The sequence below is a fragment of the Paenibacillus mellifer genome (assembly GCF_023195895.1).
Classification (GTDB): Bacteria; Bacillota; Bacilli; order Paenibacillales; family Paenibacillaceae; genus Fontibacillus; species Fontibacillus mellifer.
On the sequence record NZ_JALPRK010000016.1, the window covers coordinates 20,936 to 47,192 of the forward strand.

Annotated in this window: 23 protein-coding genes and 1 tRNA gene; 7 read left to right on the forward strand and 17 right to left on the reverse strand. The window is 45.3% G+C overall.

Annotation, left to right across the window (positions count from 1 at the left end; all coding sequences use genetic code 11):
* Positions 1–17 precede the first annotated feature (17 nt).
* The 4 genes from M0651_RS16195 to M0651_RS16210 all read right to left on the reverse strand — a co-directional run bounded on the left by M0651_RS16195 (position 18) and on the right by M0651_RS16210 (position 4,594).
* Positions 18–608: a carbohydrate ABC transporter permease gene (locus M0651_RS16195; RefSeq protein ID WP_248552781.1), complete on the reverse strand. Its 591-nt coding sequence runs from the start codon at positions 606–608 to the stop codon at positions 18–20.
* Between the two features lie 316 nt (positions 609–924).
* Positions 925–1,827 (reverse strand): ABC transporter permease, encoded by a 903-nt coding sequence (locus tag M0651_RS16200; RefSeq protein WP_248552782.1) that lies wholly within the window; start codon positions 1,825–1,827, stop codon positions 925–927.
* Between the two features lie 51 nt (positions 1,828–1,878).
* Positions 1,879–3,456, reverse strand: a complete 1,578-nt coding sequence (locus M0651_RS16205) for an extracellular solute-binding protein (protein WP_248552783.1) — start codon at positions 3,454–3,456, stop codon at positions 1,879–1,881.
* Positions 3,457–3,547: 91 nt separating this feature from the next.
* Entirely contained in the window at positions 3,548–4,594 is a 1,047-nt protein-coding gene (locus M0651_RS16210) for a LacI family DNA-binding transcriptional regulator (protein WP_248552784.1), read from the reverse strand.
* Positions 4,595–4,750: 156 nt separating this feature from the next.
* On the opposite strand from M0651_RS16210, the gene M0651_RS16215 reads away from it, so the two are divergent.
* Entirely contained in the window at positions 4,751–5,632 is an 882-nt protein-coding gene (locus M0651_RS16215) for a helix-turn-helix transcriptional regulator (RefSeq protein ID WP_248552785.1), read from the forward strand.
* A gap of 79 nt (positions 5,633–5,711) precedes the next feature.
* Here M0651_RS16215 and M0651_RS16220 read toward each other — a convergent pair whose 3' ends face one another.
* From M0651_RS16220 to M0651_RS16240, 5 genes are all read right to left on the reverse strand, one after another.
* Complete coding sequence (locus M0651_RS16220) at positions 5,712–6,983, reverse strand: family 16 glycosylhydrolase (RefSeq protein ID WP_248552786.1); 1,272 nt, start codon at positions 6,981–6,983, stop codon at positions 5,712–5,714.
* 203 nt (positions 6,984–7,186) lie between these two features.
* Entirely contained in the window at positions 7,187–7,441 is a 255-nt protein-coding gene (locus M0651_RS16225) for a hypothetical protein (protein WP_248552787.1), read from the reverse strand.
* Positions 7,442–7,483: 42 nt separating this feature from the next.
* A complete protein-coding gene (gene araA / locus M0651_RS16230) occupies positions 7,484–8,908 on the reverse strand; it encodes an L-arabinose isomerase (RefSeq protein WP_248552788.1) in 1,425 nt (474 codons plus the stop codon).
* A 36-nt stretch (positions 8,909–8,944) separates the two neighbouring features.
* The gene (locus M0651_RS16235; RefSeq protein WP_248552789.1) at positions 8,945–9,640 is read right to left on the reverse strand and encodes an L-ribulose-5-phosphate 4-epimerase; all 696 of its coding nucleotides are present in this window, start codon (positions 9,638–9,640) and stop codon (positions 8,945–8,947) included.
* A gap of 1 nt (position 9,641) precedes the next feature.
* Positions 9,642–11,258, reverse strand: coding sequence for a xylulokinase (locus M0651_RS16240; RefSeq protein ID WP_248552790.1), 1,617 nt, complete (start codon positions 11,256–11,258; stop codon positions 9,642–9,644).
* A gap of 270 nt (positions 11,259–11,528) precedes the next feature.
* On the opposite strand from M0651_RS16240, the gene M0651_RS16245 reads away from it, so the two are divergent.
* A complete protein-coding gene (locus M0651_RS16245; RefSeq protein WP_248552791.1) occupies positions 11,529–12,632 on the forward strand; it encodes a GntR family transcriptional regulator in 1,104 nt (367 codons plus the stop codon).
* Between the two features lie 108 nt (positions 12,633–12,740).
* Here the strand turns inward: M0651_RS16245 and M0651_RS24105 are convergent, their stop codons facing one another.
* From M0651_RS24105 to M0651_RS16255, 3 genes are read right to left on the reverse strand one after another with little or no spacing between them, the layout of a single operon-like run.
* The gene (locus M0651_RS24105) at positions 12,741–13,190 is read right to left on the reverse strand and encodes an MFS transporter (protein ID WP_308195529.1); all 450 of its coding nucleotides are present in this window, start codon (positions 13,188–13,190) and stop codon (positions 12,741–12,743) included.
* On the reverse strand, positions 13,172–14,134 hold the full coding sequence (locus tag M0651_RS16250; protein ID WP_282577953.1) for a glycoside-pentoside-hexuronide (GPH):cation symporter: 963 nt from the start codon (positions 14,132–14,134) through the stop codon (positions 13,172–13,174). Before M0651_RS16250 ends, M0651_RS24105 begins: the two co-directional genes overlap by 19 nt.
* A 1-nt stretch (position 14,135) precedes the next feature.
* Positions 14,136–16,535, reverse strand: coding sequence for a hypothetical protein (locus M0651_RS16255; RefSeq protein ID WP_248552792.1), 2,400 nt, complete (start codon positions 16,533–16,535; stop codon positions 14,136–14,138).
* Between the two features lie 181 nt (positions 16,536–16,716).
* Here M0651_RS16255 and M0651_RS16260 point away from each other — a divergent pair, with 181 nt between their 5' ends.
* Complete coding sequence (locus tag M0651_RS16260; RefSeq protein WP_248552793.1) at positions 16,717–17,592, forward strand: AraC family transcriptional regulator; 876 nt, start codon at positions 16,717–16,719, stop codon at positions 17,590–17,592.
* A 180-nt stretch (positions 17,593–17,772) separates the two neighbouring features.
* On the opposite strand, the gene M0651_RS16265 is transcribed toward M0651_RS16260, so the two are convergent.
* From M0651_RS16265 to uxuA, 3 genes are read right to left on the reverse strand one after another with little or no spacing between them, the layout of a single operon-like run.
* The gene (locus M0651_RS16265) at positions 17,773–18,411 is read right to left on the reverse strand and encodes a bifunctional 2-keto-4-hydroxyglutarate aldolase/2-keto-3-deoxy-6-phosphogluconate aldolase (RefSeq protein ID WP_248552794.1); all 639 of its coding nucleotides are present in this window, start codon (positions 18,409–18,411) and stop codon (positions 17,773–17,775) included.
* Between the two features lie 45 nt (positions 18,412–18,456).
* Positions 18,457–20,064 carry a mannitol dehydrogenase family protein gene (locus M0651_RS16270; protein ID WP_248552795.1) on the reverse strand — a complete coding sequence of 536 codons (1,608 nt, stop codon included), beginning with the start codon at positions 20,062–20,064 and terminating at the stop codon, positions 18,457–18,459.
* Positions 20,065–20,068: 4 nt separating this feature from the next.
* Positions 20,069–21,145, reverse strand: coding sequence for a mannonate dehydratase (gene uxuA, locus M0651_RS16275; RefSeq protein ID WP_248552796.1), 1,077 nt, complete (start codon positions 21,143–21,145; stop codon positions 20,069–20,071).
* A 162-nt stretch (positions 21,146–21,307) separates the two neighbouring features.
* Between uxuA and M0651_RS16280 the strand changes: the two genes are divergently transcribed.
* The 4 genes from M0651_RS16280 (at position 21,308) to M0651_RS24110 (ending at position 24,212) form a co-directional block, all read left to right on the forward strand.
* Positions 21,308–21,961, forward strand: coding sequence for a GntR family transcriptional regulator (locus M0651_RS16280; protein ID WP_248552797.1), 654 nt, complete (start codon positions 21,308–21,310; stop codon positions 21,959–21,961).
* Positions 21,962–22,694: 733 nt separating this feature from the next.
* Positions 22,695–22,892: a helix-turn-helix domain-containing protein gene (locus M0651_RS24305; RefSeq protein WP_372490978.1), complete on the forward strand. Its 198-nt coding sequence runs from the start codon at positions 22,695–22,697 to the stop codon at positions 22,890–22,892.
* A 53-nt stretch (positions 22,893–22,945) separates the two neighbouring features.
* Positions 22,946–23,992 (forward strand): tyrosine-type recombinase/integrase, encoded by a 1,047-nt coding sequence (locus M0651_RS16285; RefSeq protein ID WP_282577954.1) that lies wholly within the window; start codon positions 22,946–22,948, stop codon positions 23,990–23,992.
* Positions 23,993–24,005: 13 nt separating this feature from the next.
* On the forward strand, positions 24,006–24,212 hold the full coding sequence (locus M0651_RS24110) for a hypothetical protein (protein WP_282577955.1): 207 nt from the start codon (positions 24,006–24,008) through the stop codon (positions 24,210–24,212).
* Between the two features lie 6 nt (positions 24,213–24,218).
* Here the strand turns inward: M0651_RS24110 and M0651_RS16290 are convergent.
* Positions 24,219–24,303 (reverse strand) — tRNA-Leu (locus tag M0651_RS16290).
* Positions 24,304–24,484: 181 nt separating this feature from the next.
* Positions 24,485–26,251 carry a glycoside hydrolase family 2 protein gene (locus M0651_RS16295; protein ID WP_248552798.1) on the reverse strand — a complete coding sequence of 589 codons (1,767 nt, stop codon included), beginning with the start codon at positions 26,249–26,251 and terminating at the stop codon, positions 24,485–24,487.
* Positions 26,252–26,257 lie beyond the last annotated feature (6 nt).

A 26,257-nucleotide genomic window follows, 5' to 3' on the forward strand; every position in this document is an offset into this window, starting at 1 on the left:
CGTATTTTTATTTCTTTTTAACCTTTAACGGCGCCATGGACCAACCCTGTAACGAAATACCTCTGCAAGAACGGATAGATGAATAGCATCGGCAAAATCGAAATCATGACGACCGCCGCCTCCATCTGCCGAGGATCTACTGCATTAGTTTCCCCAAATACTTGCGTAGCTGCCCCCAGTAAATCCTGCGGTCGATTCTCAATCAGGATTCTGCGGATAACGGACTGAAGCACCCACTTCTTGGTATCTGTTATATACAGGAACACATCATACCAAGCCTGCCAATGAGCTACTCCGACCCAAAGCGCAACGGTGGCCAGGATAGGAGCCGACAATGGAAGGGATATCCGAAAGAAAATCTTCAGGTGACTCGCCCCATCTATAACCGCCGATTCCTCCAACTCCACTGGCAGCGACCGGAAATAATTGCGAATGATAAAAACGTTCACAGGACCGATCAATCCGGGAAGGATCAGCGCCCAGATCGAATTCATAAGACCCAGCCCTTTAATCAACAGGTAGCTCGGAATTAATCCGCCGCTAAACAGCATGGTAAACAAAATGAAGAAGGTAATCGGTTTATTAATAGGAAGCTTGCTTTTCGCCAAGGGATACGCTGTCAGTGCCGTAAATAGTATACTGAGAGCCGTGCCTAGCACTGTCCGGACAATCGTGTTCCAATATCCACGCCATATCGCATCATAATGAAAAATAGCAATATAACTGTCAAAATTGAAACTCTTCGGATACCAGAGCGTCCCTAGTGAATATAAATGCTCTCGCGAACTAAGAGAGATGAGTGCCTGGTTCCAAAAAGGAAACAGGGTTACAATCAAAAGAAGGGCCATCACAACATAATTAAATACTTCGAATATATAGTCGCCTAAGGAAGAGTTTCTTCTCATATATTTGACCTCCAGGGATTTACCATAAAGTACTGTAATCACTGTCTAGTTTTTTCGCCAAGCGGTTCGTAACGACAATTAGAACCAACGCGACGACGGATTTAAAAATACCGAGGGCTGTGGACAGACTATACTGAACCTGCTGGATCCCTACTCTGTACATATAAGTGTCAACAATATCCGATACTTCCATAACGGCGCTGTTATACAGGTTGAAGATCTGGTCGAAACCGGCATTAAGAATATTGGCCATAGATAAGATCAACATAATAACGACCATGAACGCGATACCCGGCAAGGTAATGTACCGGATCCGCTGCAGACGCGTAGCGCCGTCAATCGCTGCGGCCTCATGCAGGCTGTTGTCAACTCCCGCAATAGCCGCAAAATAAATAATTGCTCCCCACCCGAATTCTTTCCAAATATCCGAAATGACCAAGACGGCCCTGAAGTAACCGGGTTCTGACAAAAACATAATCGGGTCAAGTCCAATAAAGGCAAAAATAGAATTCACAGTCCCATCCAGAGAAAGAATGGACTCCAATATGCCAGCCAGCGCAATCCAGGAAATAAAGTGAGGAAGATAGGATGCGGTCTGGACAAACCTTTTGAATTTTGCCAAACGAATCTCATTTAGGAGGACGGCGAACAAAATGGGCATCGGAAACCCGAAAAACAATTTCATCAAGCTGATCAACAACGTATTTTTAAGTACCGTGTAAAAATAAGGATCCGAAAACAACTGGTTGAAATATTTCATACCGACCCATGGACTGTCTGCAATACCTTCCATTAAATGATAGTCCTTGAATGCGATGACAATACCTAACATGGGAACGTAGCAAAACAAGACAAAATAAATAATGCCGGGAATGAGCATAAAAAATAACGGAAGATAGTTCTTAAACGATTTAGTAGCCACTCGTCTCACTCTTTTCCGAAGAGGATGAGGAGGGGAGGACCCCCTCCCTCTTTATTTCTTGAATGCGGTATCATATATATTCTGGGCTTCCTGAAGGGCTTTATCGCCGCCTTGCTTTTTCCATTCCGCAACATAGTCATCAAATTCCGAAATTGGACGTTTCCCTGATATGAAGTCGATAATTGCTTTATTCGTCAATGTAGTCAGTTTTTCGCTAACCTCTTCCCATTTAGGCTTAGGGAACAGTGCGAGAATATCATATTTCCCACTTGCAGCTGCCTGGGCGTTCTGTTTATATTCTCTTTCCACGTTCGTAGGGAACGTCAGAAGCGTTTCTTTCTCCGTGTCATAGAACGGAGATTCGAGAGACGGGAAACGGATTTCCGGTACAATCCCTACCTTCTGTCTTTCATCGGGTTTATCGTAAGGAGACAGCCATGCGTATTCGCCATTTTCTTTTTTGAAGTGCGTTCCTTCTTCGCCGTAAGCTCTTTTTTCAAGCCAGCTCATGTCGGTATTGACCTGATCAAAGATTTGCAAATATTTTTTCATTTTTTCCGGATCTTTTTCCATATGTTTGCCGAACATAATTCCCACGCCGGGAATCGGGTTGAATTGCATAATTCCCGAATCTCCATTAGGTCCCTTTGGTCCTAAAGCTTGGGCCCACTCAGCCTGAGCATCGATATTTTTTAGCGGGGCATAAGCTCCGGTTTCTTCCTGACCTGCATAAATATTTTGCCAGGTCACCCCGACCTTGGAACTGACCACTTTATTGATCGCTCTATCAAAATCAAGCGTTACCCATTCCGGATCAATTAGGCCCATCTTGTACCATTTATTTAACAAGGTAAGCGCATCTTTCATCTGCGGTTCAACTTCGCCGCGAACGATTTTTCCGTCTTTTTCCGTCCACATTCCCGGATAGATTCCATAGGCACCGTAAATTGGACTAAATGCCCATGTCGGATCACTCGTAATGCCTAAATATCCTGCGTTGTATTTATCTTTAAACTTAACTAGAACTTCTTCCAACTCCGGCAAGGTTTCCGGTACTTTTGCGCCAATTCCGTCAAGCCAATCCTGGCGGTAATACATCACGCAAAATTGAGCCAAATCCGGATATGCGACCGGAATGGTATAGTTTTTGCCATCCCGCTGAAATAATGAAAATGCGGATCCCTGAAAGATGTTATCGTATTTTTGAACCCATTCCATATAATTCGGCATGTTTTCTTTAATCATATCGACAGGAATTTCAGCCAGTACGCCTTGCTTGACGTAATTATCAAACATATTTACAGTTATCGCCTGATCGTTGATCCAATCCGGTACGTCCCCACTAGAGATCTGTACGTTAAGTTTATCTATATAATCCTGTGCTCCTGTACCACGCATTTCCACGTTTATCTTCACATCAAAAGCTTTTTCGATTTCCTGAAAGAAATAAGCGTCGCTCTTAATTTGTTCATTACTGACCCATGCTTCCAACTCCATCGGTTTTGATGACTGTTCGTTTCCAGGAACACTTTCAGCTTTTTCTTTATTATTACCGGACGAGCAACCTACGATAGAGGTGAACAATAAGACAGTACAACCAAACATTGCAGCAACTTTTGAAAACTTCATTTTCAAAAACCTCCCTTTTTTTTTTCGTCATGCGCTTCCTAGTATCCTTAAAACCATCGAAAGAAACTCACACCACCTCCTCAAAAGATATCTAATTGTATTTGTAGTCATGGTGCAGACCCGCCGAATCTCGTGCGATCAAATCGCAGGGCAATTCTATGCCACGGTTTATATCTTCATTGTCGACTAAAGCAATAAGAGTACTGGCTGCCATATATCCCATTTCATACAAAGGCAACTGCACGGTAGTCAAACTGGGTTTGGTATATTGGCAAAACTCTCTATTATCAAAGCCGATTACGGAGATATCGTCGGGTACCTTCAAGCCTGAAGCCTGAATGGCATTGACTGCGCCTATAGCCATCAAATCGTTCATGGCCAAAATGGCCGTTGGGAGCTTATCGGAATCGACCAGTAATTTGCCAAGTTTATGACCAGACTCGAAACCCCAATCGCCTGTGACAACGAATTCATCACGATATAACATGTCCTGATTTTCGAGGGCAGCTTTATAGCCCGCTAGTCTTGACTCTGCTGCAAGGGAATCAGAGGGGCCGGCTATTAAAGCAATTCGATCATGTCCTAAATCGATTAAGGTCTTGGTTGCTTTGTAAAAGGCCGATTTGTCGTCGTAATTGACCGAAATCTGGTTTTCCGCATAACAACCAACGTAAAGAACAGGTTTATCTACGAGAGGTAAAACACCTGTTACATCCCGCGGATGCAGACCTACATAAATAATGCCGTCGACTTGAAAGCTTAACAAAGCAGCCAATGAGCCATCGATCGTTTTCTTGAATCGGGTAATTTCCGAAAAGTTATGCCCCATTTTTTCATTCAGCCCTAAATCGTTTAAGATAATGCGATAATTGTTTTGCTCGGAAAAAGCATTAATGCCGTTTATAATAGACGGCGTGTTGAATACTGTAATATCTTCTGCGATGACTCCAATGGTATGAGTTCGATTTACTCTAAGACTTTTAGCAATTCGGTTAGGCTTGAAGTTCGTTTCTCGAATAATCTCCAGAATTTTCTCCCGCGTCTCCGAGCTCACCTGATCATTTCGATTGTTAAGCACATTTGAAACGGTGGCCGGAGAAACTTTGGCTAAAGCGGCGATCTCTTTTATCGTATTCATACTTCCCTCTTAATTTTTTTATTTTCCATTCACTCCCCACCACTTTTGAAAGCGGTTTATTTTAGGATTTGTTTGAATTATAATACTATGGAATAGGTAAAACCACGTTGAATCACAACCTATTTTTTTATATTTCACCCTAATGGGGGATTGTTTATGGAACATATGGTGCTTAACTTTATGTCTCCGCCCATACCTTATTTCATTGGATGTGGAAGGGAACATTACGCAATCGGAGAAAAGCATATTAATCGATATCATATGGGTTGTTTTGATATCGTCGCCGTGGTGAAAGGAAAGCTTTTTATCGGCGAGGAAAGCAACAAATGGGCGGTAGGAGAAAACGAAGTATTGATACTACGGCCGGATCTCTACCATTACGGTGTAGAAGATTGTAGAGAAGAGACGTCCATACTTTGGGTTCATTTCAATACAGTTGGTGTTTGGGCAGAGCATGACAGCATGTCAGATTATATGAGGAATTTGCAATATTTAAAAAGTCAGCACAGCATTCATGGTATGCCGAGCAGCTTCATTAGCCCAATTTCCATCCCGAAATATTCACGGATGTCAGAAAAAGTTTTAGAGTATATAAAAGAACTTACCCGGCTTCAGGAAGAACCACGTACAATTGCTGCATGGGCTCAACAGACCACATTCCAGCAACTTCTGCAGTATTTGGACTGTGAACAGACCCTTCCGCAAGACCTTACCGCCATACATGTAGCAGAGATGGTTGTACAATTCATCCGTAATAACTATCATCGGACGATAACTAATTCCATATTAAAGCAAGAGTTGAATTTTCATCCTAATTATATGGCTCGTTGCATGCAAAAACATTACGGATTAACACCTCTGGAATATTTAAATCACTTCAGGATTGAAGCGTCAAAGAAAATACTGCTCAATACAGACTATCCGATAGAAAAAGTGGCCGAGGAAGTAGGGATGGAATTTTCTACCTTTTCGAACAGCTTTCGAAAAACAGAAGGCGTAACTCCCCGCGAATATCGCAGAAAATACGCCAGGTTTTAATGCCAAAGTCGTTCCATTTCTCTACCTCTTCGGACGCTTGAGATACCATTGCAACATGTTCGGATCAGGGGGCCGCCGATTAATTGACTTTAACCAGCCTAATATAATCGATGCCGAGCTGGTAGTCCGTACTGCTTGCATTTTTACCGGTTACGGTGTATCTGAATTTTTTATCGCCTGCACTACCAAAATTCACCGTAATCTGGGCTTCTTTGTAAGTGGCCGAAGATCCGTACATATCAATCGCTGAACCGTGAGTTTGGCCGTTGATGGATAACTGGGCCGTTCCTCTGGCCGATCCGCTTCGATATCCGGTGATTACTTGGTAGGCTCCCGGGGAAGGGACATTTGCTGTGAACTCCGCATAGTCGTTTGTGGAGTCGGATAGAACTTTCACCCATCCACCACCGCTGGCCCCGTCATTCCAGTTCTCCTTCGTTACCCCTGAGGAAAGCACAATCGGCAAATTTTCGGCTTCTTGCTTCACATCTACCTGATCTGCTTTTTGGTAGGCTCTGAAATAATCGATTGTGAATTCGGCAGGATACGTTGGCGAAGAATCTCCGCCCCAGGTATTGACGTAAAGAGACAAGTAGACGAACATCGGCTTGTCGACGAGATTGCTGGCGTCCAATTGCTTGACGAGTTGATTGTCCACGTAGTATTTCACATATTCCGGTGACCACTCCATCGCATAAATATGGAAATCTGCGGAGAAGTCAAATGAATACGTACCGCCATTCGTGTTGCCAATCCCCGCATTCATCGGGTTGTATAGGTTGAACCGGTACTGGTTGCGTCTAAAATTCTCGAAAACGTCGATTTCCAATTGATTTTTCGTATTTCGCGTGGATTGCGGATAGATACTTGGATCATCCGTATTCAACCAGAATGCCGAGTGCCCGGAACGGTCGGCTTGGCCTTTTGCGCGGATTTCGAAATAGCCGTACTTCTGAGAAAACTTCGAAGCATAAGGTTCATTATGATGCTTGGTATAGCTTCCTTGGTGGAAGTCGCCTTGTGCCGTTTGCAAGCTGGACACCTTCATTGGGTCTCCGCTGCTGTAATAAGTCGGTGTTCTGTCCGTAACTCTAAGTACGATGCTTCCGTCTTTGAAATCATAATCCGCGTTCCCTCGGTCAGTAGAGGTTCTGAAGCCCAGATATCTGGTAACCCATAAGCTTGTGTCCAACGTCGTTCCATTGAATTCGTCATGTTTGGTCAGCACCCACCCCGGCTTGTCAATGGGATTCGCCGGGGTATCCGCGGCAAATGCCGTTTGCTTTGTTGAAAAGGAGGCCGTACTAGCCGCAAGCAGGAGCGTCAAGGCGAACAAGATCACTTTCTTCATACGCGATACATCTCCTTTTTACCGTTTTTTTGTTATCGCTTACATTTCGTATACTAAATGGAAGTATATCAACTGAGTAGTAGAGAATCGAACACATTTCTTTCACTTTAGAATGAACAACTCGGCGCTCTGGGGATCTATTCCCTGGATGCAATCGTTGTCACGAGCAATACCTTGCAAATTTGGGGACATGCAAAAAGCCCTTAAATCTCCACCGAAGGAACTTTAAGAGCTTTGTTGCCCGTTTGATGCAGATCACCTAGTTTACGGATTTTCTTATAAAAGTGAATTCCTTCATCCACTAGTGCTAATCTTTCTTTTGAAATCTCAGCCGAATGCCCGCTATGGTGAATACGCAGAAGCATCACATTGACCATTTCATGCTGTGCCAATACCGGAGAACCCGATTGACGTAATTCGGAAAGCGACCCACTTAAAACAACAGGAGTTCGGCGCAATGCCGAACTCCTGTTGAATATACAGCCGGGAACGATCAGACTTTATTTGATAATTACATATTCCAAGTCAACCAGCTTGGCATAGGTCACAATTTGCTCCGTCGTTAAATTCAATGACACAACGGTATGGTGGCCGCCGCCGTTTTCAATCCAGGCTTTAACTCCATCCTGGAAGTTTGGCTTTACGTTCCAAAGCACGCGGGCCACCGGAAGTTTTGGAGCCGGGACCGTCGGCTCAAAGGCAGTAACCTCATTGATCAAGAGCTTATAATGCGTACCAAAGTCTGCCATGGAAACCACCACGCCGTCTCCCGCTTTGCCGTCAAATACTAAGCGCGCCGGATCTTCACGATCACCGATGCCTAGCGGAGAAACGATGATTTTCGGCTTGTTGCTTGCCAAAGTCGGATCTACCTCAAGCATATGGGATTGAAGGATGGCTTCCTGACCTCTTGCCATCTCATAGGTATAATCCTCCATGAAGCCGGTGGATTGGTTATGGCTCATCACTTTAAGCAAGCGATCGAGCGCTGCCGTCTTCCAGTCTCCTTCACCGGCAAAACCGTATCCTTGGGCCATCAAACGCTGGACGGCAAGACCAGGAAGCTGTTTCATCCCATGCAAATCTTCGAAATTCGACGTGAAGGCGTTATAATCGCCCTTATCAAGGAAACGCTTAAGAGCGATTTCATAGCTTGCTTGTACTTTTACGCTGGCCTCCCAAGCTTCCTTGCTGTAAGTGCCATAATCAAATTCATAAAGCTCTGCGTATTCCGCAAACAAAGCGTCGATCTCTTCCTCCGTAACGGCATTCACGTATTGAACGAGGTCTCCGATCCCAAAGTAGTCTACGGTCCATCCGAATTGAATTTGCGCTTCCACCTTATCCCCTTCGGTAACCGCAACATTGCGCATGTTATCGCCAAAACGGGCGACCTTGATATTGAAGCTTTCGTTATAAGCAACCGCTACGTCCATCCAGTCAGCAATTTGCCGCTGCACTTCCGGGCGTCCCCAATACCCTACAACAATTTTATTTTGCTTCTTCAAACGGGCATTGATAAATCCATATTCACGGTCGCCATGGGCTGCCTGGTTCAGGTTCATGAAGTCCATGTCAATGGTCGCCCAAGGAATGCTTTCATTGAACTGTGTTGCGAGATGAAGCAACGGCTTTTGCAGCAATTTCGTTCCGCGAATCCACATTTTTGCCGGTGAGAAGGTGTGCATCCAGGTGATGACGCCGGCAACCTCGTCGCGATAGTTGACTTCTTTCATGATGCTTGTGATCTTATCCGCACTTACAGCCAAGTCCTGCAATACCAGCGGATAGGGTAAAACACCGCTTTGATTTAACGCATCCGTCATCGTTTGCGCGTGGGCTTTGACTTCCGAGAGCGCTTCTTCCCCATATAGATGCTGCGAACCTACGACAAACCAAAACTGCTTTGTTCCTGCTGTTGACATCCTGATCATCCTCTTTTCATTATTGAATAATAGGGATTATTTCTGCCCGTAATAGGCGTTTTTTTCATGCTTCCGCAGATAATGCTTATCCAGAATACGCTGCGGCAGTTCTTCGGCAAAATGATTGAGTTCCCGGGCAAATAAATTCATTTTACAAACCTCTTCCAAAACAACGCTGTTCACAACCGCCGATTTTGCATCTTTCCCCCAGGTAAACGGCGCATGGCCATGAAGCAAGATACCGGGAATAGCCATCACGTCCAGCCCGCGCTCCTCAAAGGTTTCGATGATGACACGGCCGGTTTCCGCTTCGTAACCGCGGTCAATCTCCTCTTGAGTTAGGAAACGGGCACAGGGTACGGGACCATAGAAGGTGTCTGCATGCGTAGTCCCCATCACGGGCACATCAAGGCCCGCTTGCGCCCAAACGGTCGCCCAGGTGGAATGCGTGTGCACGATGCCGCCGATTTCCGCAAAATGTTTATACAAAACGGCGTGAGTCGCCGTATCCGATGAAGGCCTCATCTCTCCTTCGACTACATTTCCATCCAAATCGACAACCACCATATCGCCGGGCTTCATCGCTTCATAACTGACGCCGCTAGGTTTGATAACGAAAAACCCGCTTTCCCGGTCAACGGCGCTCACATTTCCCCACGTGAATTTCACGAGTCCGTGTTTAGGCAAATCCACATTCGCCTGGTATACTTCTTCCTTCAGTTGCTCCAGCATGTCAACCCCTCCAGTTCTCCTCCAGATGATCTACAGCGGCCCGCTCAATCGCCAGGCCTTTTTTGTAACGGTCGGTAAACACTTCGAAACCTTTAACGTCCACTCCATCCGGAACCATTTCCTGCGCCTGGACGTCTTTAAAAACCTTGTGGTCAAGAAAATCTTCCAGGCTTTCCTGCTGATCTATGTTTATCATGTACGAGGCCAAAATCGCCATGCCCCATGCCCCTCCTTCGCCGGCGGTGGCCATCACTGAAACCGGAACATTCAGTGCTGCCGCGACAATCTTCTGTCCGACCACAGGGGTTTTAAAAAGACCGCCATGGGCTAGAACTTTATCGATGGCTACGTCTTCTTCCTTTGTCAGAATATCCATGCCGATTTTCAAGGCACCAAAAGAGGTAAAAAGATGCGTCCGCATGAAATTGGCCAAATTGAAATGGCTCTCCGGAGAGCGGACAAACAACGGCCTACCTTTATCCAATCCGGTGATATTTTCCCCGGAGAAATAACCATAGCTAAGCAATCCTCCGCCGTCGGGATCCGCTTCCAAGGCTTTAAGCAGCAGCACACTGAAAATTTGATTCGTATCGGCTTGTTGCCCCATAGCCTCGTAAAACTCGCGGAACAACCCCAGCCAGGCGTTGATATCGCTTGAACAGTTGTTGGCGTGGACCATGCCGACCGGACTGCCGTTTGGCGTCGTCACCAAATCGATTTCCGGGTATACCTTGGAAAATTCTCGCTCCAATACAATCATGGCGAAAACGGAAGTTCCAACGGAGATATTCCCGGTACGTTTCCTCACGCTATTCGTTGCAACCATCCCTGTTCCCGCATCTCCTTCCGGAGGACAAAGCGGAATGCCAGGTTGCAAGCTTTGCGATACATCCAGAAGCTTGGCTCCGGATTCAGTCAATTGGCCTGCCTGCTCGCCTGAGATACGGACTTCGGGAAGAATATCTTTAAGCTTCCACGGGTAACCTTTGGCGGCAACGAGTTCATCAAATTGCTTGAGCATCAATTCATTATAATTGCGTATGGATTCATCAATCGGGAACATGCCCGAAGCATCTCCGATGCCAATCGTCTTGTTACCGGTCAACAGCCAGTGAATGTATCCGGATAAAGTCGTTAGATAATCGATCCGAGGGACATGTGGTTCTTCGTTTAAAATGGCTTGATAAAGATGAGCAATGCTCCACCGTTCAGGAATGTTGAACCGGAATTTATCCGTTAATGCTTTAGCCGCGGCGCCGGTTGTCGAATTACGCCAGGTCCGAAACGGAACAAGCAGCTCGCCCGTGTGGTCAAAAGCCATATACCCATGCATCATTCCGGAAAACCCGATAGAACCAGTAGTTCGAAGGGTGATTCCAAATTGCCGTTCGACTTCCTGCTTCATTTCACGATAAGCTTCTTGCATCCCTGTGATGATATCCGTCAAGTTGTACGTCCAATATCCGTCTTTCAGGAGGTTTTCCCATTCATAGCTTCCGGATGCAATCGTTTCAAAACGCCGATCAATCAGCACCGCTTTAATGCGAGTGGATCCGAATTCGATTCCCAGAGATGTTTCCCCATTGGCAATCGCTTGTTTCACGTCTATATGATTCATGATCACGTAATTCCCCTCTCCGACACAGTTTTCATATCTATATTCGAAAGAATACGCTTTCCTTACTGACAGACTTAGTATATTTTTTGTACGTACATTTGTCAATGTTAACAGTTATATATGCATACAACTATCACCACAACAACTTTGACCCTTCTCCCTGTAGCTTTTATTAGGATTTTCATTCATGCAAAATCATGCTAAAATCTGTACATACAACTATTCGGCATAAATCAATTAGTGCGCGAGAACATGAAAGAAGTGGGTTAAATGAAGCCAAAATATCAGGTGATCATTGGGGATATAAAGAGCAATATTCTCTCGGGAATTTACGGAGTGGGGGAACAAATCCCTACGGAATCGGCTTTGCAGGACAAATACCAAGTGAGCCGCCAGACGGTTCGGAAAGCCATTTTGGAATTGTCGAACGAGGGGTTCTTGAGAAGCGAAAAGGGGTCCGGCACATACGTCAGCGGCCAATACCGCTCCAAATCCGCCGGGAATTCCAATAAGAAAACGATCGGGGTCATCACCACTTATATTTCGGACTACATTTTCCCTTCGATTATCCGCGGAATTGAAGGGCGATTGAACGAAGATAACTATTCGCTGCTGTTGGCCAGTACCAATAATGATGTCGCGCAGGAAAAAAAAGCTCTGGAAATGATGTTGTCCTATGGCGTAGACGGCTTGATTATCGAACCGACGAAAAGCAATTTATACAACCCCAATATCGCTTATTACCTGTCGTTCAAGGAACAGGACGTTCCCTTCATCATGATCAATGCCTATTATGAAGAATTGGAGGTCCCTTTCTTTTGTCTTGACGACGTGCAATCGAGCTACCTTGCAACCAAAGAACTGATTTCCAAAGGGCACACCCAGATTGGAATTATTTCCAAGATGGATGATTTGCAAGGAAAGTATCGCATGAAGGGGTATATCAAGGCTCTTGGAGAAGCGAAATTAAGATTTCGCCCGGAGCAGGTGCTCTCTTACGATACGGAGACCAAGCCGGATTTATCCGCCGCTTTGAAAAAGTTCCTCCATGAAAACCGGGATGATTTGACGGCCATCGTTTGCTACAACGATGAAGTGGGGTTGGAAGTCGTTAATGGATGCAGACAGCTTGGCATATTAATCCCGGACGAATTATCGATTATTGGCCAGGACAATTCTTATATCGCCAAAAATGCGAACATCAAACTCACGACACTGACCCACCCGCAAGAGCAAATGGGACGCGATGCAGCGGACTGGATCATTAAGAAACTGCAAGGAAAGAAGGATTTACCGAACAGCACCTATTACCTACCCGTGTTAATTGAAGGCGAGACGGTAGCAAATATATGTAAGGGCCGGCATCCTGAATGATGCCGGCCCTGATTACCCCAACAACGTTTCACATTTTCCATCCTAACCAAAGGAGGCGGGGCACTCATAATGAAAACCTTTGTATACTTTGATATTGAAATCCAACTATTAATTATCTGATTTCAATCTCTCTTCCAATTCCTGTCTAATCTTGCCTTCATTTTTTTCATACTTTACATATTTCAACATAATGATGGCTCCGATTGCAAAGAAAATCGCCGGCAGCCAGGTAAAGCAAAACTTGATGGCTGCCAATGCTTGAGGCGTCTGTGTCGCATTTGCCACATAACCTGCAGAATCCAAGATTAACGAAGGAATAAAGCTTCCTAAGCCGGCACCCAACTTAATGCAGAAAGAAATGCCGACCGCAGTCAAAAATCCGCTGGCTCTGATTCCACTCTTCCACTCGCCGTAGTCGACGGTATCCGAAAGCATGGCAAAAGGCAAAGTAACCGCTATCCCCGTACCCAGTGAAGCTAATGTCCATCCGATCACAATCAACGTAATGTTGCTTCCGGCGAACCCGATGATGATTTGGCCTAAAGCCGCCAATGACAATCCGATAATTTGTGTGTATGAGACTTTATAAAACGTTTAACCAGATAGGGCAGCACGGTTATTGAAACCATTTGGACAACTACAAGACCATTTAAAATAGAAGCCAAATTTTTGTGTCCCAAATTATACTCACTATAATAGATCACGGTCGACGCTCTGGCTGTATTCCCTAACCAGTAGAAAATGAATACTAAAACTAATGTAATCCAAGGCCAATTCCCTTTAATGGCACGGAAGCTCTCGCGAATAGAAATGGATTTGGCTTTCTCGGTGATCCCGATTTCCTTGGTTCCGCTAAAGGCGAAAAGAAGAAGCAGGATAGCTGCGACTGCGAAAATCCCCACCGTCATACTAAATCCCAATTTGTCATTGCCTCCTCCGAAGAAGTCAACCATTGGAAGCGCAAACGAAGCCGTAATCAGATAACCGATCATTCCTCCATTGCTTCTCCAGGAATTCAAGCGGACTCGTTCATCGGAATCGTAGGTCAAATTGGGGAGGGCAGACGACATGGAAGCACTAATCCCCGTGTATATAATACCGGCTACAATATAAGTCACCAAGGCATAAATCGTTTTTGCACTTGTGGATAGATCCGGAACCAGAAAAGCCAGAAAAACGGAAATGCCAAAAGGAACAGAAAGCCATAACCAGTAGGGGCGGCTTTGTCCCCATCGGGTACGCGTATGGTCGATAACAATTCCCCAAATTGGGGCGTCCAGCGCATCGACAAATCGCGCTATAAGCAAAATCATGCCTGTTGCCGCTACCGAAATTCCAAATACATCCGTATAAAAATACATGATGTAACTCGTCAAGGTACAGTAGAGCAAGTTCCCTGCCGTATCAGTACTGGCGAAAGCTAATATCCGCTTCAATGATAATTTCTCTGACTTTGAATCGGTGTCTTTTATTTTTGCGGACTTCTTTAGTACATTTTCCATTTTATCTTACCTCCTGCGCCTTTTTTAAACTGATAAAGCGGCCTTCTGCATAAAGAACCTCTCTCTCGATTTCTCCAGATTGAGAAATAAAATGGGAATCCGCGTCATAAAAATGGTACTCTGTCGGGTATGGAGCATAACTACGAATTAAAAGTCCCTGATCGGTATATTCAATACAGCCGTTAATTACCTTTATCTGATTGTCTTCTTCATATAGAAAGGTCTTTTTGCCAAATCCATCAAGGTATGCCGCAAGTTCCTCTCCCATATCCCAGTCGGAGGTTTCTTCTTCTTTACTGAACAGTTTCGAGAAAATGCCTCCATCTCGATAAAAGGTGGATTGTCCGAACCGGTTTCTTGATAAATCGGGACGATTCATATTCGGCCCGGCAACGCTATAGGTCGACGCCGCCTCGCCGGTATTCAATCTCTTGTCAGTTGCTTTCGCCTCCGTATCATAGCAGTATAAAATACCTGCAGTAGCTCTGTAAGCGGCCTTCAAAAAGCGGGTATCATGCAATTTTTCGTATACTTTAAGCGTGGCGGCAGCAGTTAACCCTCCCCACAAGGAGTGAATCATATACGATAGCGCTTCCCACCAGCGATCCGGGTTTTGTGCTCTAAAATCATTGGAGAAGCCGATGTTGGCAAGCAACAATTCTCCATACTTTTGGGCGGCTTCGATATGCCCGGAACTTGCCAATGCGCCCGCTGCCGGGCCAAACCCGGCGTTATCGTAAAAATGTTCGGTTACTGCGGCCTTATAGATATCACTGTCTTTTGCGACATTTGCGGCGATGTCGGACCATAATGCATGTATTTCATGATATTTGTCAGTTAATCCTCGCTTTTTCATCTCATCTAACAAACCGTCGATATATAAGGAGAACGTCCCCAACATTCGGGCTTCTTCCTTCCCTCTAACGGTGTGATGCAAATCCGGATTTACGCGCAATCTGAATACTTCCGCCGCCCACTCTAGATAAGTGTCGGGGTTGTTGTACTTTAACACGCTTTGGTCAAACCGCGATAACAAATAGAAAACATGACCGATATATTCGAAATCCATGCATCGATAGAAATCGCCGTAAAGGAAGGCAGGCTTTAAAAAGTCGCCATTCACAAACCATTTAGGTCGAATGTAAAGGACACAACTCTCCTCTACCTTCTGCACCTCCGAAATATCGGGATCGTTACCCAACAAATTCTTCTTCAAGACAAAACTCAATTTTCCTAATGATTCTCCTTGATTGGAGACCGGAGAATATGAATACGGTGTGTTACCCTCGGGGCCGCTATAGAGTACATTGCTGATGTATCGTGCCCTGTTGGTGAAAATGTTCTGTATAGGTTTCATCACATTGATAATCACGCTATCCATTTTCCCGTTATCCAGTTCGATTAAGATTTTATGTTCCCCGGGTTCCTCAAAAATTAAAGTGGCCTGATAATCGCTCCCTGTTTGATTCATATTCGACATAATATTCAGCATCTTGCAGGTTTCATTGAGATCCTTATATTCAACGTAAGCATCGCGCAGAGAAATATCGGCAGGCAGGCTGAAAGAGAAATCATAGGGCTGCTTGGTTATGGCAAGCGGTTCGAAATGATACACCGGATGTCCATATTTCTTGCCGACTTGATAAAAATGATCTTGATCATCAAATGCCTCAAAGGCAAATCGCCAATCCTTTTGTTCCTTCGCTTTTATTGAAAATCCATCTTTGGAATAGATCCAATCGGAGTTGGCAAATCCTTCAGGATATCCGCCCGCAAAAACTAATTGATGAAATAAAATGCCGTCCAATGACGGGGAAACGTTTTCAAAGAATAGATTCTCATATTGACAATAGGTTCCTACCGATTTAGTCTCGCCGTTTAACTGGTAGATCCCCAGATGTGGCGCATGATTGCTTCTTCTCACACATGCCAATTTGGTAAAGCTTTTTGAAACAGATGGGAAAATGGCTGTTGAATGATTGGTTTGAATATTCAAATCATTAATGCGATACATGACATAAGCCAATGAGGACCAAACTCCAAAATCGGAGACATAAATATCACGATCTGTGCGATTATTCAATTCAATCGTCCAAAATAATGAATCCGCCGACTGGCTCAAATCATATTTGAAAAGAAGCTCCACCTCATCGCAAACGTATGTTACCGTTGTCAATTCTTTAGATTGGATTAATTTTGCATTCATTTTATGGCTGCTATGATTTTTTCCATTTATAGAAAGACTGAAATTACCGAACAGTTTTCCTTTATCGTCATAATGCACTTTTTCCAAATAGCTCTTATCGATAACCCAATTCATCTTGTGAGGATCATTCTTCAAGATTAATTTTGATACATTTCCATTTGGACAAAACTCTATCATAAATTTTTGGTTTTCCATCCAGCAACCTCCCCTTTTTTTTATCTAAGCAAATAAATCACTGATATTTATTGAAACGATTACTGTAATCGCTTACTATAATATAATGAAAACGATAATAGTTAAATAAACGATTACAATACCTTTTTATACATTTTCACTTTTGAGGATATTAACGAAACCGTTTTGGAGGGAGCTTTAAATGTGCGATGATTTGATCATATCTATTGCCGTTCCGCCTTTTCCTATCTTTATCGAAGGAAACTTTACCGAGTTTGACATTGGCACCTGGCATCCCGACAGAAAGAACCTGGAATATTTCGATATTATCATCGTTAAAGAAGGAGCTTTGTACTTGGGCGAAGAAGGCACGGAATATGCGGTTAGAAAAAATGAAATGTTGGTCTTATTGCCCAATAAGCATCATTATCCATTAAAACCAACGGATGAAATAACAAAATTCTATTGGATTCACTTTTACACCACCGGCAATTACGAACAAAGCAATCAGGCAAGACAGCTGGAATCCAATATTCCCATTCCTTCGCTTCACTTTCATAATAAATTTCATACCATTCATCTTTCCAAAAAAGGCAAACTCGTTGATGCCGATGACATTTACCAAAAAATACAGGATATGCTGGTTAATACAACAAAGAAAGATACCAATATAACCTTTTGGGATATTCAACAACGTTTCTTTTCACTATTAAATCTTTTGGACGGGCAAAATCATGCAAAAGATATGAGCGTAGTCATCGCAGAAAAGGTAGAACAATTTATTCGCGGAAACTTTGATAAAGAGATTACGAATGACACTTTAGTTGCTAAATTCAACCTGCATGAGAATACACTCGCCAAATACTTAAAACAGTATTACGGATATACACCGATGGAATATTTAAAAGAATACAGGTTGGAAAGAGCTAAAAATCTGTTGCTCAAAACGGATTTCCCCATACAAAAAATTGCTGAGCTTTGCGGCTATAATTGGGTTCCTTATTTTTCAAGATTATTCAAGCAAAAATACGATATATCGCCGCTTCAATATCGAAAGAATCATATAGGCAATCATTAGAATGATGACGGAAGACAGGCGTGTCCGGTGACCGCAAATGCGTATCCGAACACGCCTGTTTGTATTCATTCAATATAGATAGCCAGGTTCAGCTATATCCACATTCAGCTTATCGAGGAGCTTAGAGAGGCCGCCAAAGTGGAAAATCCGCTGCTTACGGCTTTAGGCGACTTAGTTGTTTTAGCTTCTGACTAGTCGGTACTTGGCCACATAGGCAGAAGCAAGTTCGGTAATTTTATCGTAGCTTCCCTGCTTCGCTGGTGCTGTCAGATTACTTCCGATTCCTACGGCCAGCGCACCTGCTTGGATCCATTGCCCCATATTTTCAAGATCAACGCCGCCAGTTGGCATAATGCTTACGTGAGGCATAGGACCTTTAATCGCCTTCACGAAATCTGGAGCAAAGGCACTCCCCGGAAACAACTTAAGAACGTCGACCCCGAACTTCAAAGCCTCCTTAACCTCTCCTAGCGTCAATACACCAGGCATATATGGAATGCCGTACAAGTTACAGATTTGTGCCGTCTCCTGATCAAAGGATGGACTCACCACAAATTCGGCGCCGGCAAGAATCGCGATTCGAGCTGTTACCGGATCAAGCACAGTTCCTGCTCCGATGACCGCTTTATCGCCAAGTTCTGTAACCAGTCGGCATATCGCATCCTCGGCGCGGGGAGTCGTAAAAGTGACTTCAATATTTATTAGGCCGCCTTCAATGCAGGCAGCAGACATGTTGTAAGCCTCATCCGCATCCTCCGCCCGAATGACCGCCACGACACCGCACTCGACTAGACTACCTAGAACCTTCAGCTTTTTCATCCTTCTGCTCCTCTCTTCCTTATATTTTTTCTCCTTTACCCCTACTTATTTCAAATACTTCTTCAAGGTTTGGCTTACCGCCCCCGGACCCGCCATCATTTCAAAGAACATGCCTTCAATTTTCTCGCCAAGACCAATTTCGTACAACTGAACTCCGAATATGTTCTCATCCTGGATAATGGCACGTACGCATGATGGTTTATCCCCCAGCTTCACCCCTGCCAAATATCCTTGCAGCGTATCCAACAGCGGATCCGGACTCAAAGCGAACGCTTTGCCTTCATCATCCACGCCTACTAGGTAACGGCACCAGACGGCAATCGCCAGCGGGATGGCCGTTAGGTTGATCAGATCAAGGTCTTCCCGGCGAATGTACGATTTGATCGTTTCACCAAAACGAATCCCCACTTTCTGTGAGGTATCGGTCGCGATCCGCTGCGGCGTATCGGGAATGAACGGATTCGAGAAGCGTTCCTGCAGCACTTCGTTCAGGAACTGCTTGGGATTCAGAATGCCGGGATCTACCGCGACCGGCAGTCCCTCAACGTAGCCGATCGTTTCCACGAATTTGCGCAGCGTGTCGTCCTTCATCTCGTCCGCAATCAAGTTGTAACCGAGAAGACAACCGGATACGGCGAGTGCAGTGTGGAGTGGATTCAGGCAGGTCGTGACTTTCATCGTTTCGACTTTGTTTACGGTATCTCTGTCCGTAAATATAATCCCCGCTTCTTCCAGCCGTGGACGACCGTTCGTAAACTTGTCCTCGATCACCAGGTATTCGCTGATTTCCGCATTCACGAAAGGTGCGGTATAGGTGTTCTTGGAGGTAACGATCACATCCATTTCTCCGATCCCTTGCTCCAACAGCGCAGCCTGCACCGTTTCCGACGGACGCGGCGTAATTTTATCGATCATGGATACCGGAAACGCAATTTTATGTTCATCTTCAAGGTAGTCGACGAAGCCCGTTTCGACCAAATCTCTCATTGCCCACTCTTTCGCTATCGTTAAGACGGCATGCTTCAGCTTGTCACCGTTATGGGAGCAGTTATCCATGCTAACAAAAGTCATCGGATATCTGCCTTTCAAATAACGGCGGTAAGCCAGCGAAGTGACAATGCTCATCACGTGAGACGGCTGGACGGGGCCCGATTCAATATCCTTCTCCACGATGCCGAGGTACCGGTCATCCACACCAGTCAGAGAATATCCTTTTTCCGTAATGGTGAAACTGGCCATTTGCAGGCTCGGATTCTCGAAAATGTCGGTTAGGCGGCTGTAATCCTCTTCCCGATTCTTGTCCGCCGTAATCACTTCGACAATGCTTGCGACCACTTTCTTCTGAAATTCGCCGCGGGCATTCATCAGAACCAGCAGTGTCAGATTGTCATAAGGCTTGTAGACCTTGTCGATCATCTCAAAATCAAACGACTCCGCCGCGATAATGCCGGTATCCGCTTTGCCGCTGTCCAGCAGCTTTTGATGAGCATTCGCCACAAATCCCCGGAAGATGTTTCCCGCACCGAAGTGAACCCATTCCGGCTTTGAACATGTATTCTTTGTCACTTGCGCGATATCAAACTTAGGAAGCTCCACGCCTGCAGCCGTCCAGGCCGATTCATCGGAAATACTGTCTAAAGACAAGCGAAGCATTCTGTTATTTCGCCTCCTTCGCCTTTTCCAAGCTGTCCCATACGCCCAGCAAATACATGATGCCCAGCGCCCGGTCATAAAGTCCATAACCTGGACGGCAGTTTTTCTCTTCTCCCCATAAATGACGCCCGTGATCGGGGCGCACGTAACCGGTGAAGTCGTTCTCGTGATAAGCTTTCACAACTTCCGCCACATCTACGCTGCCATCACGACCGCGGTGAGACACCTCGATAAAGTCGCCATTGTCGAATACTTTTACATTACGGATATGCGCAAAGTGAATGCGGTCATGGAACTCGCGGATCATTGCCGGCAGATCGTTCTCGGGGTTCGTTCCAAGCGAACCCGTGCAGAAGGTCAGGCCGTTGTATGGGCTGTCCACAGCGTCCAGCATGCGGCGGATTGTATCGCGGCTGCGAATGATGCGCGGCAGACTGAAGATTGGCCAGGCCGGATCGTCAGGGTGAATCGCCATTTTGATGTCCACTTCTTCGCAAACCGGAATAATGCGCTCCAGAAAGTACTTTAAGTTTTCGAATAACTTCTCTTCCGTCACGTCCACGTAGGCGGCGAACAACTCATCCAGCTTCGCCAGCCGCTCTGGTTCCCAGCCCGGCATCGTGAATTCACCGGCGCCTTTCAAAATCCGATCTACCATCTCTCGCGGATTGTTCGTAATGGCAGCCTTTTCATAAAAGAGCGCGTTCGAACCGTCGGGGAGTTCCTTGTACAGTTCCGTACGCGTCCAGTCAAAAACCGGCATGAAATTATAGCAGATCACCTTAACACCAACCTTGGATAACTTGCGGATGGTGTCGATATAGATATCGATATACTTGTCGCGGGTCGGCAAGCCGATTTTGATATCATCATGAACGTTGACGCTCTCCACGACCGCGGTGCTGAAGCCTTTGCTTGTGATCTGATCCGCCACTTCCTGAATTCGTTCCATTTCCCATACTTCCCCGGCCACTTTGTCATGCAAGGACCAGACGATTCCCATAACGCCGGGAATTTGCCGAATATGGTCAAGCGTAATGTTGTCGTTCCCTTCCCCATACCATCGCCAAGTCATATTCATTTCAAGAACCCTCCCATAATGTGATCAAATCGATCTTGTATACAAGATTTACTCGATCATAAAATACGTCCATTTAGTTGTCAATACGCCATTTTTTGATTAGAAACTTCTCTTATCAAATAACTTGATGTATACTAGTTAAAAAACAAAGCAGGAGTAAAAATGTCGATTAAAGAAGAAATTAAACATTCACTCAAAAATGAAATCCTCACTTTGAAGCTTAAACCCGGTACCATTCTAAGCGAGACTGCCCTGTCCGAACGTTTCCGGATCTCAAGGACCCCGCTGCGCGATGTGCTGAAACAGCTGAGCTTGGAATCCTATATCGATGTCTATCCCAAAAAAGGCAACCTCGTTTCCTATATTGATTTGGAGTCGGTCGAACAGATCATTTATTTGCGTAGCGTGCTCGAAAAAGAAATCATCAAAGATTTATCTTCTCGCCTCCTGCCCAAAGGCGTGCATGAACTCAAGCGGATCCTGGACAAACAGCTAGCTGTCATCCATGAGGACGAAGACAGCGAACGATTTCTAGGCCTGGATGATACCTTTCACCAATCTCTGTTTCGACTCGCCGGTCGGGAGTTCCTATGGAATTTGCTTCAGCAGTCCAACGTCCACTACGCCAGATACCGCAGACTGCATATGTTAAGAAAGGAAAAACTGGTGGAAATCCATAAAGAGCATCAGACCATTCTCGAGCTCATGATACATAAGGAAATGGATAAACTAGACGAACTTATCCATCATCATCTGAGAGAGGATATTAATTCAATGTACTTACAGGAAAATTTTTCGGAATATATTAAGGCTTAACCTGAAAATCACTGATTATTATTTGGAAAATAATTTAAAGTTGAAGAAAGAAGTAATAAGCACCGTTAACTTATTGGTGCTTATTAACCTCTTTTTGTTGGTTCAAATGTGCTACTCTCTCCAATTAATATATAAAAACCATCTTTTCCCCGCATAATAGATATATATTCCACAAAAAAGATTGTACTTTAGCTGACTCCATGTTGCTTTTTTAACGCTGTTCCCCATTTATATTCATAGAAGATTTGATTAGAAGTCTTCCAATCCCTGTTCTTAATGTTCATTGACAGTCTCATATGCTGTTTCAAGTACATTCCTCTACCACTGTTACTAGCAGAAGCGACAAAGCAGTATCGCCATGACGGTCTTAACAAAGACAAGAGCGACCAACTACTGGCTGAAATCAATCTATGGTGGGTTGAATCGCGATGACTCGGTGTGAGGGATAATGATACTTCTACCCGGCCAGCTTTACCGCATTGGGGGTAGCCCGTTCGGATGAGGGGGAGCTTCGGATAATCCGGAGTTATGATGCAGGCTCACCACCTGCTGCTTGGAACAGGCATTCATTACGCTTCCATTTCAACATGATTTCTTAGTTACTCTCATTTCACCATTTTCCTACATAAAAATATTTCCTAAGAAAGGAAAATTGGATAATGTGCCCGCCTGATCTTTTCAAACTGATGTTTCAAAACTACCCTGATGTTGTCAATGTTCCGCAACTATGGAAATGCTCGGTGGCGTCAGCACTAAATCGGCTTACAAGCTCCTGCATGAAAACAAAATTAAACATTTCAGAATCGGCAGAGCTTACAAAATCCCCAAAGCCAATATCATTTCCTACCTTCACAGCATAATGACTGATCCTTCCATTTCACACTGTGATGCTTTAGTGCATCGATCTATTTTCTGCACTATGGTATATTAACAGTGTCAATGGTAGGAGATCGGGCTGTTAACCAAGGAGGGATATTTTCAAATATGGTAGCAGGCCACCTACAAGAAAAGAAGGGTCTTTTTTATATCGGTCTGAACTACAAAGATGACGGAAAAAGAAAAAGCAAATGGATTCCTACCAAACTTTCGGTAAAAGGCAACAAGAAAAAAGCGGAGGTCATGTTGCTCGAGGCACGCAAAAATTTTGCACCTCCCTCAGAAGCCAATCTAAAAAATGACGAAGAGATGGTTGCTGAAGAAAAAACCGAGCAGACAGATGAGCGTACAGAAAGTGAAGAAGTGGAAAAGGACGACATTTTATTCGCTGACTTCATAGTGGAATGGCTTGAAATGATAAAATATCAGGTTGAGATCACCACCCACTTGGCTTATAGTTTTGCTGTTAACACCAGAATCCTCCCGTACTTCAGAGAAAAAGGAATTTATTTAAAGGAACTGCAACCCAAACACCTGCACGATTTTTATCAGTATGTCTTGAAAAAATTTGGCCTGACCACGAACACCGTACTGCACTATCATGCCAATATCCGCCAGGCGCTGCAACATGCATTTGAAATGGACATGATCCCTTCGAACCCCGCAGACAAAGTCAAGCGGCTCAAGAAGAACCTATTTATCGGAAGCCACTATACGAGTGATGAGCTGAACGATTTGTTCGAAGTTGTGAAAGGCGATCCGGTTCTGGCAGCTTTTTATGGATTGCGGCGAAGTGAAATTGTCGGGCTCAAATGGGACGCCATCAACTTTCAGCATCAGACCATTACCATCAAGCACACCGTTATCCCTGTATCTTATGAAGGCAAGCAAATCATTGTGGCGAAAGACCGGGCTAAGAACAAATCGAGTTACCGCACTTTGCCACTCGTCCCTGTCTTCCTGGAGTTGCTACTCAGGCTGCTGGAAGAGCAACAAGCGAATCGAGCTTTGTACAAGGACTCTTACAGTAACCAATATCAGGACTACATTTACATCAATAAGCTGGGAGAGCGAATTAAGCCGGGTTATATTACTCAACATTTTCCGCTCGTCCTGAAATTTACGGCGGATTCGATTTCACGATCTTCGGCATAGTTGTGCCAGCTTATTGCTTGCGAACGGTGTCAGCTTGAAGGAAATTCAGGCCTGGTTAGGGCATAGCCATTATTCCACGACCGCTAACATTTATGTCCATCTTGAATACAGCTCAAAGCTTTCTTCGGCTCAAGTGATGAGCGATACCTTGCAAATTACGAATATGCAAAAAGCTCCTGAATCTCCGCTACAGGAAACTCAAGAGCTCGTTCATTGTTAAATTGAATGCGGTCGAGAGGACTCGAACCTCCACGGGGGGTTAGCCCACACGGACCTGAACCGTGCGCGTCTGCCAATTCCGCCACGACCGCGTTTTTCGGTTGATGCATTGTTTTGCAGCAACGAAGTATATAATATCACTTATCTTCCGAAGAGTCAATAAGAAACTCAAATCAGTCTAAACGTATGAGGATGAAGCCCTCCCCTAGATCGGACCCCTTGTCGCTTGATCCGCTCGATTTCACAGGGATGGGCTTCTCCTCCTATACAAGACTATCTTAAATTAATCTGTCGAATTTGCTCCATTGGGAATTTCGGCTTCCGATCCTCTGTAAGCAATCCGTTGATTTCCTGCTGCACGTCGGTAAGCTGCGTATAGCAGAAGCCGCAAATATAATCCACCTGTTTGATCGCCTGAATCAGGCCGTCGAAGCGCTCCAGAAACTCTTCATCCGTCTGTACCTGATGCCCGTAACCCCAGCCTTTCTCCGACTCGAAAGCAATCCCGCCAAATTCGGTGATCATGATGGGTTGACCTTTGTACTCGTAGCCTTCGGCCAATGCATATTTCCATTGGTTGCAGGTCGTTTCCTTGTGGACGATCGGGTCCTTGTTCCCTGCATACCGTTTCAGGAAGCCCTCTCCCGTCTCGACATAGTCATGCAGCGTAAGAATATCCGAGATCGTGTGCTCCCATCCGTCATTGGTAATCACCGGGCGGTGCGGGTCAATCGACTTGGTTAGATAGTAGATGCTTTCCGTAAATTTCTGCTGTCTTGGATCATGCAAAATATAAGGAATTCCCCATGACTCATTAAACGGCACCCAGGTGATAATGCTCGGATGATTATATAGCTGGTGGACGATTTCCAGCCATTCCTTCGTAAAGTTCACCACCGCATCATCGTGAAATTCGAACGTTGCCGCCATTTCCGACCAGACCAGAAGCCCTTTCACGTCACACCAATACAGAAAACGGGCATCTTCGATTTTCATATGCTTGCGCACGCCGTTATAACCCATCTCCAGCATGGCGTCGATATCGGCAATCAACGCCTCCTCGCTTGGCGGCGTCAAGTGACTGTCCGGCCAATAGCCTTGATCCAGCATCAATCTCTGGTAGATCGGCACATTGTTGAGCAGGACCTTGCCATTTTCGATTGAAATCTTTCGCATGCCAAAATAGGAGAACACGCGATCCACCACGATCTCATCCCTATACAGCACAAATTCCACATCATAGAGATTCGGCTGATTTGGCGACCAGAAGCTTCTTTTCCACGGCCCGTTCGCTTCATGCACCAGGTCGACCTCCACGCTTAAACGAGGCCGATCAATCGCCAGGCTGACCGTCTTTACATGGTGATCCTTCAGGGTCACGATGGCTTCGAGTCTCAAGCTCCCCGCCGCGGTCTCCAGGCCTTGCACCCGGTAATCCAACGACACTTTGGCGCGATCCAGATCAGGGGTGATTTTTACCGAATCCAGCCTTTGCTCCGCCACGTACTCCAGCCAGACCGTCTGCCAAATGCCCGTGCTTTGGACATAGAAGCACTCGAAGTTGTTTTTCGTCCAACGCTGCTTGCCTCGGGGTTGGGTGCAGTCATTACTGTCCTCCGCTTTGAGCGTAATGACATTATCCGCCCCAAAGGTCAGGTAAGGCGTGATATCAAGTGAAAATGCCGCGTATGCCCCCTGGTGTCCGCCCGCCAGTTCCCCGTTCACCCATACCTTGGCGAGATAATCCACCGCCTGAAAGTGCAGGATCACTCGCTTTCCTGCTGCTTCCTTCGGGATCGTCACCCGCCTGCTGTACCACACCTGCGCATGGAATTCCTCCACGCCGATGCCGCTTGCCTTGGTTTCGTACGTAAAAGGTACCTTAATTTTATGCGTTCCCGCCAGATGTTCCTGCCATTTCTCGGCTTCTCCGACGTTCTGATCGTCAAATCGGAAGTCCCATTCGCCGTTTAGGTTCATCCACTCCTTCCGGACGAACTGCGGTCTTGGATAATCTTTCATATAGCCCTTGGTTGTCATGTCTTG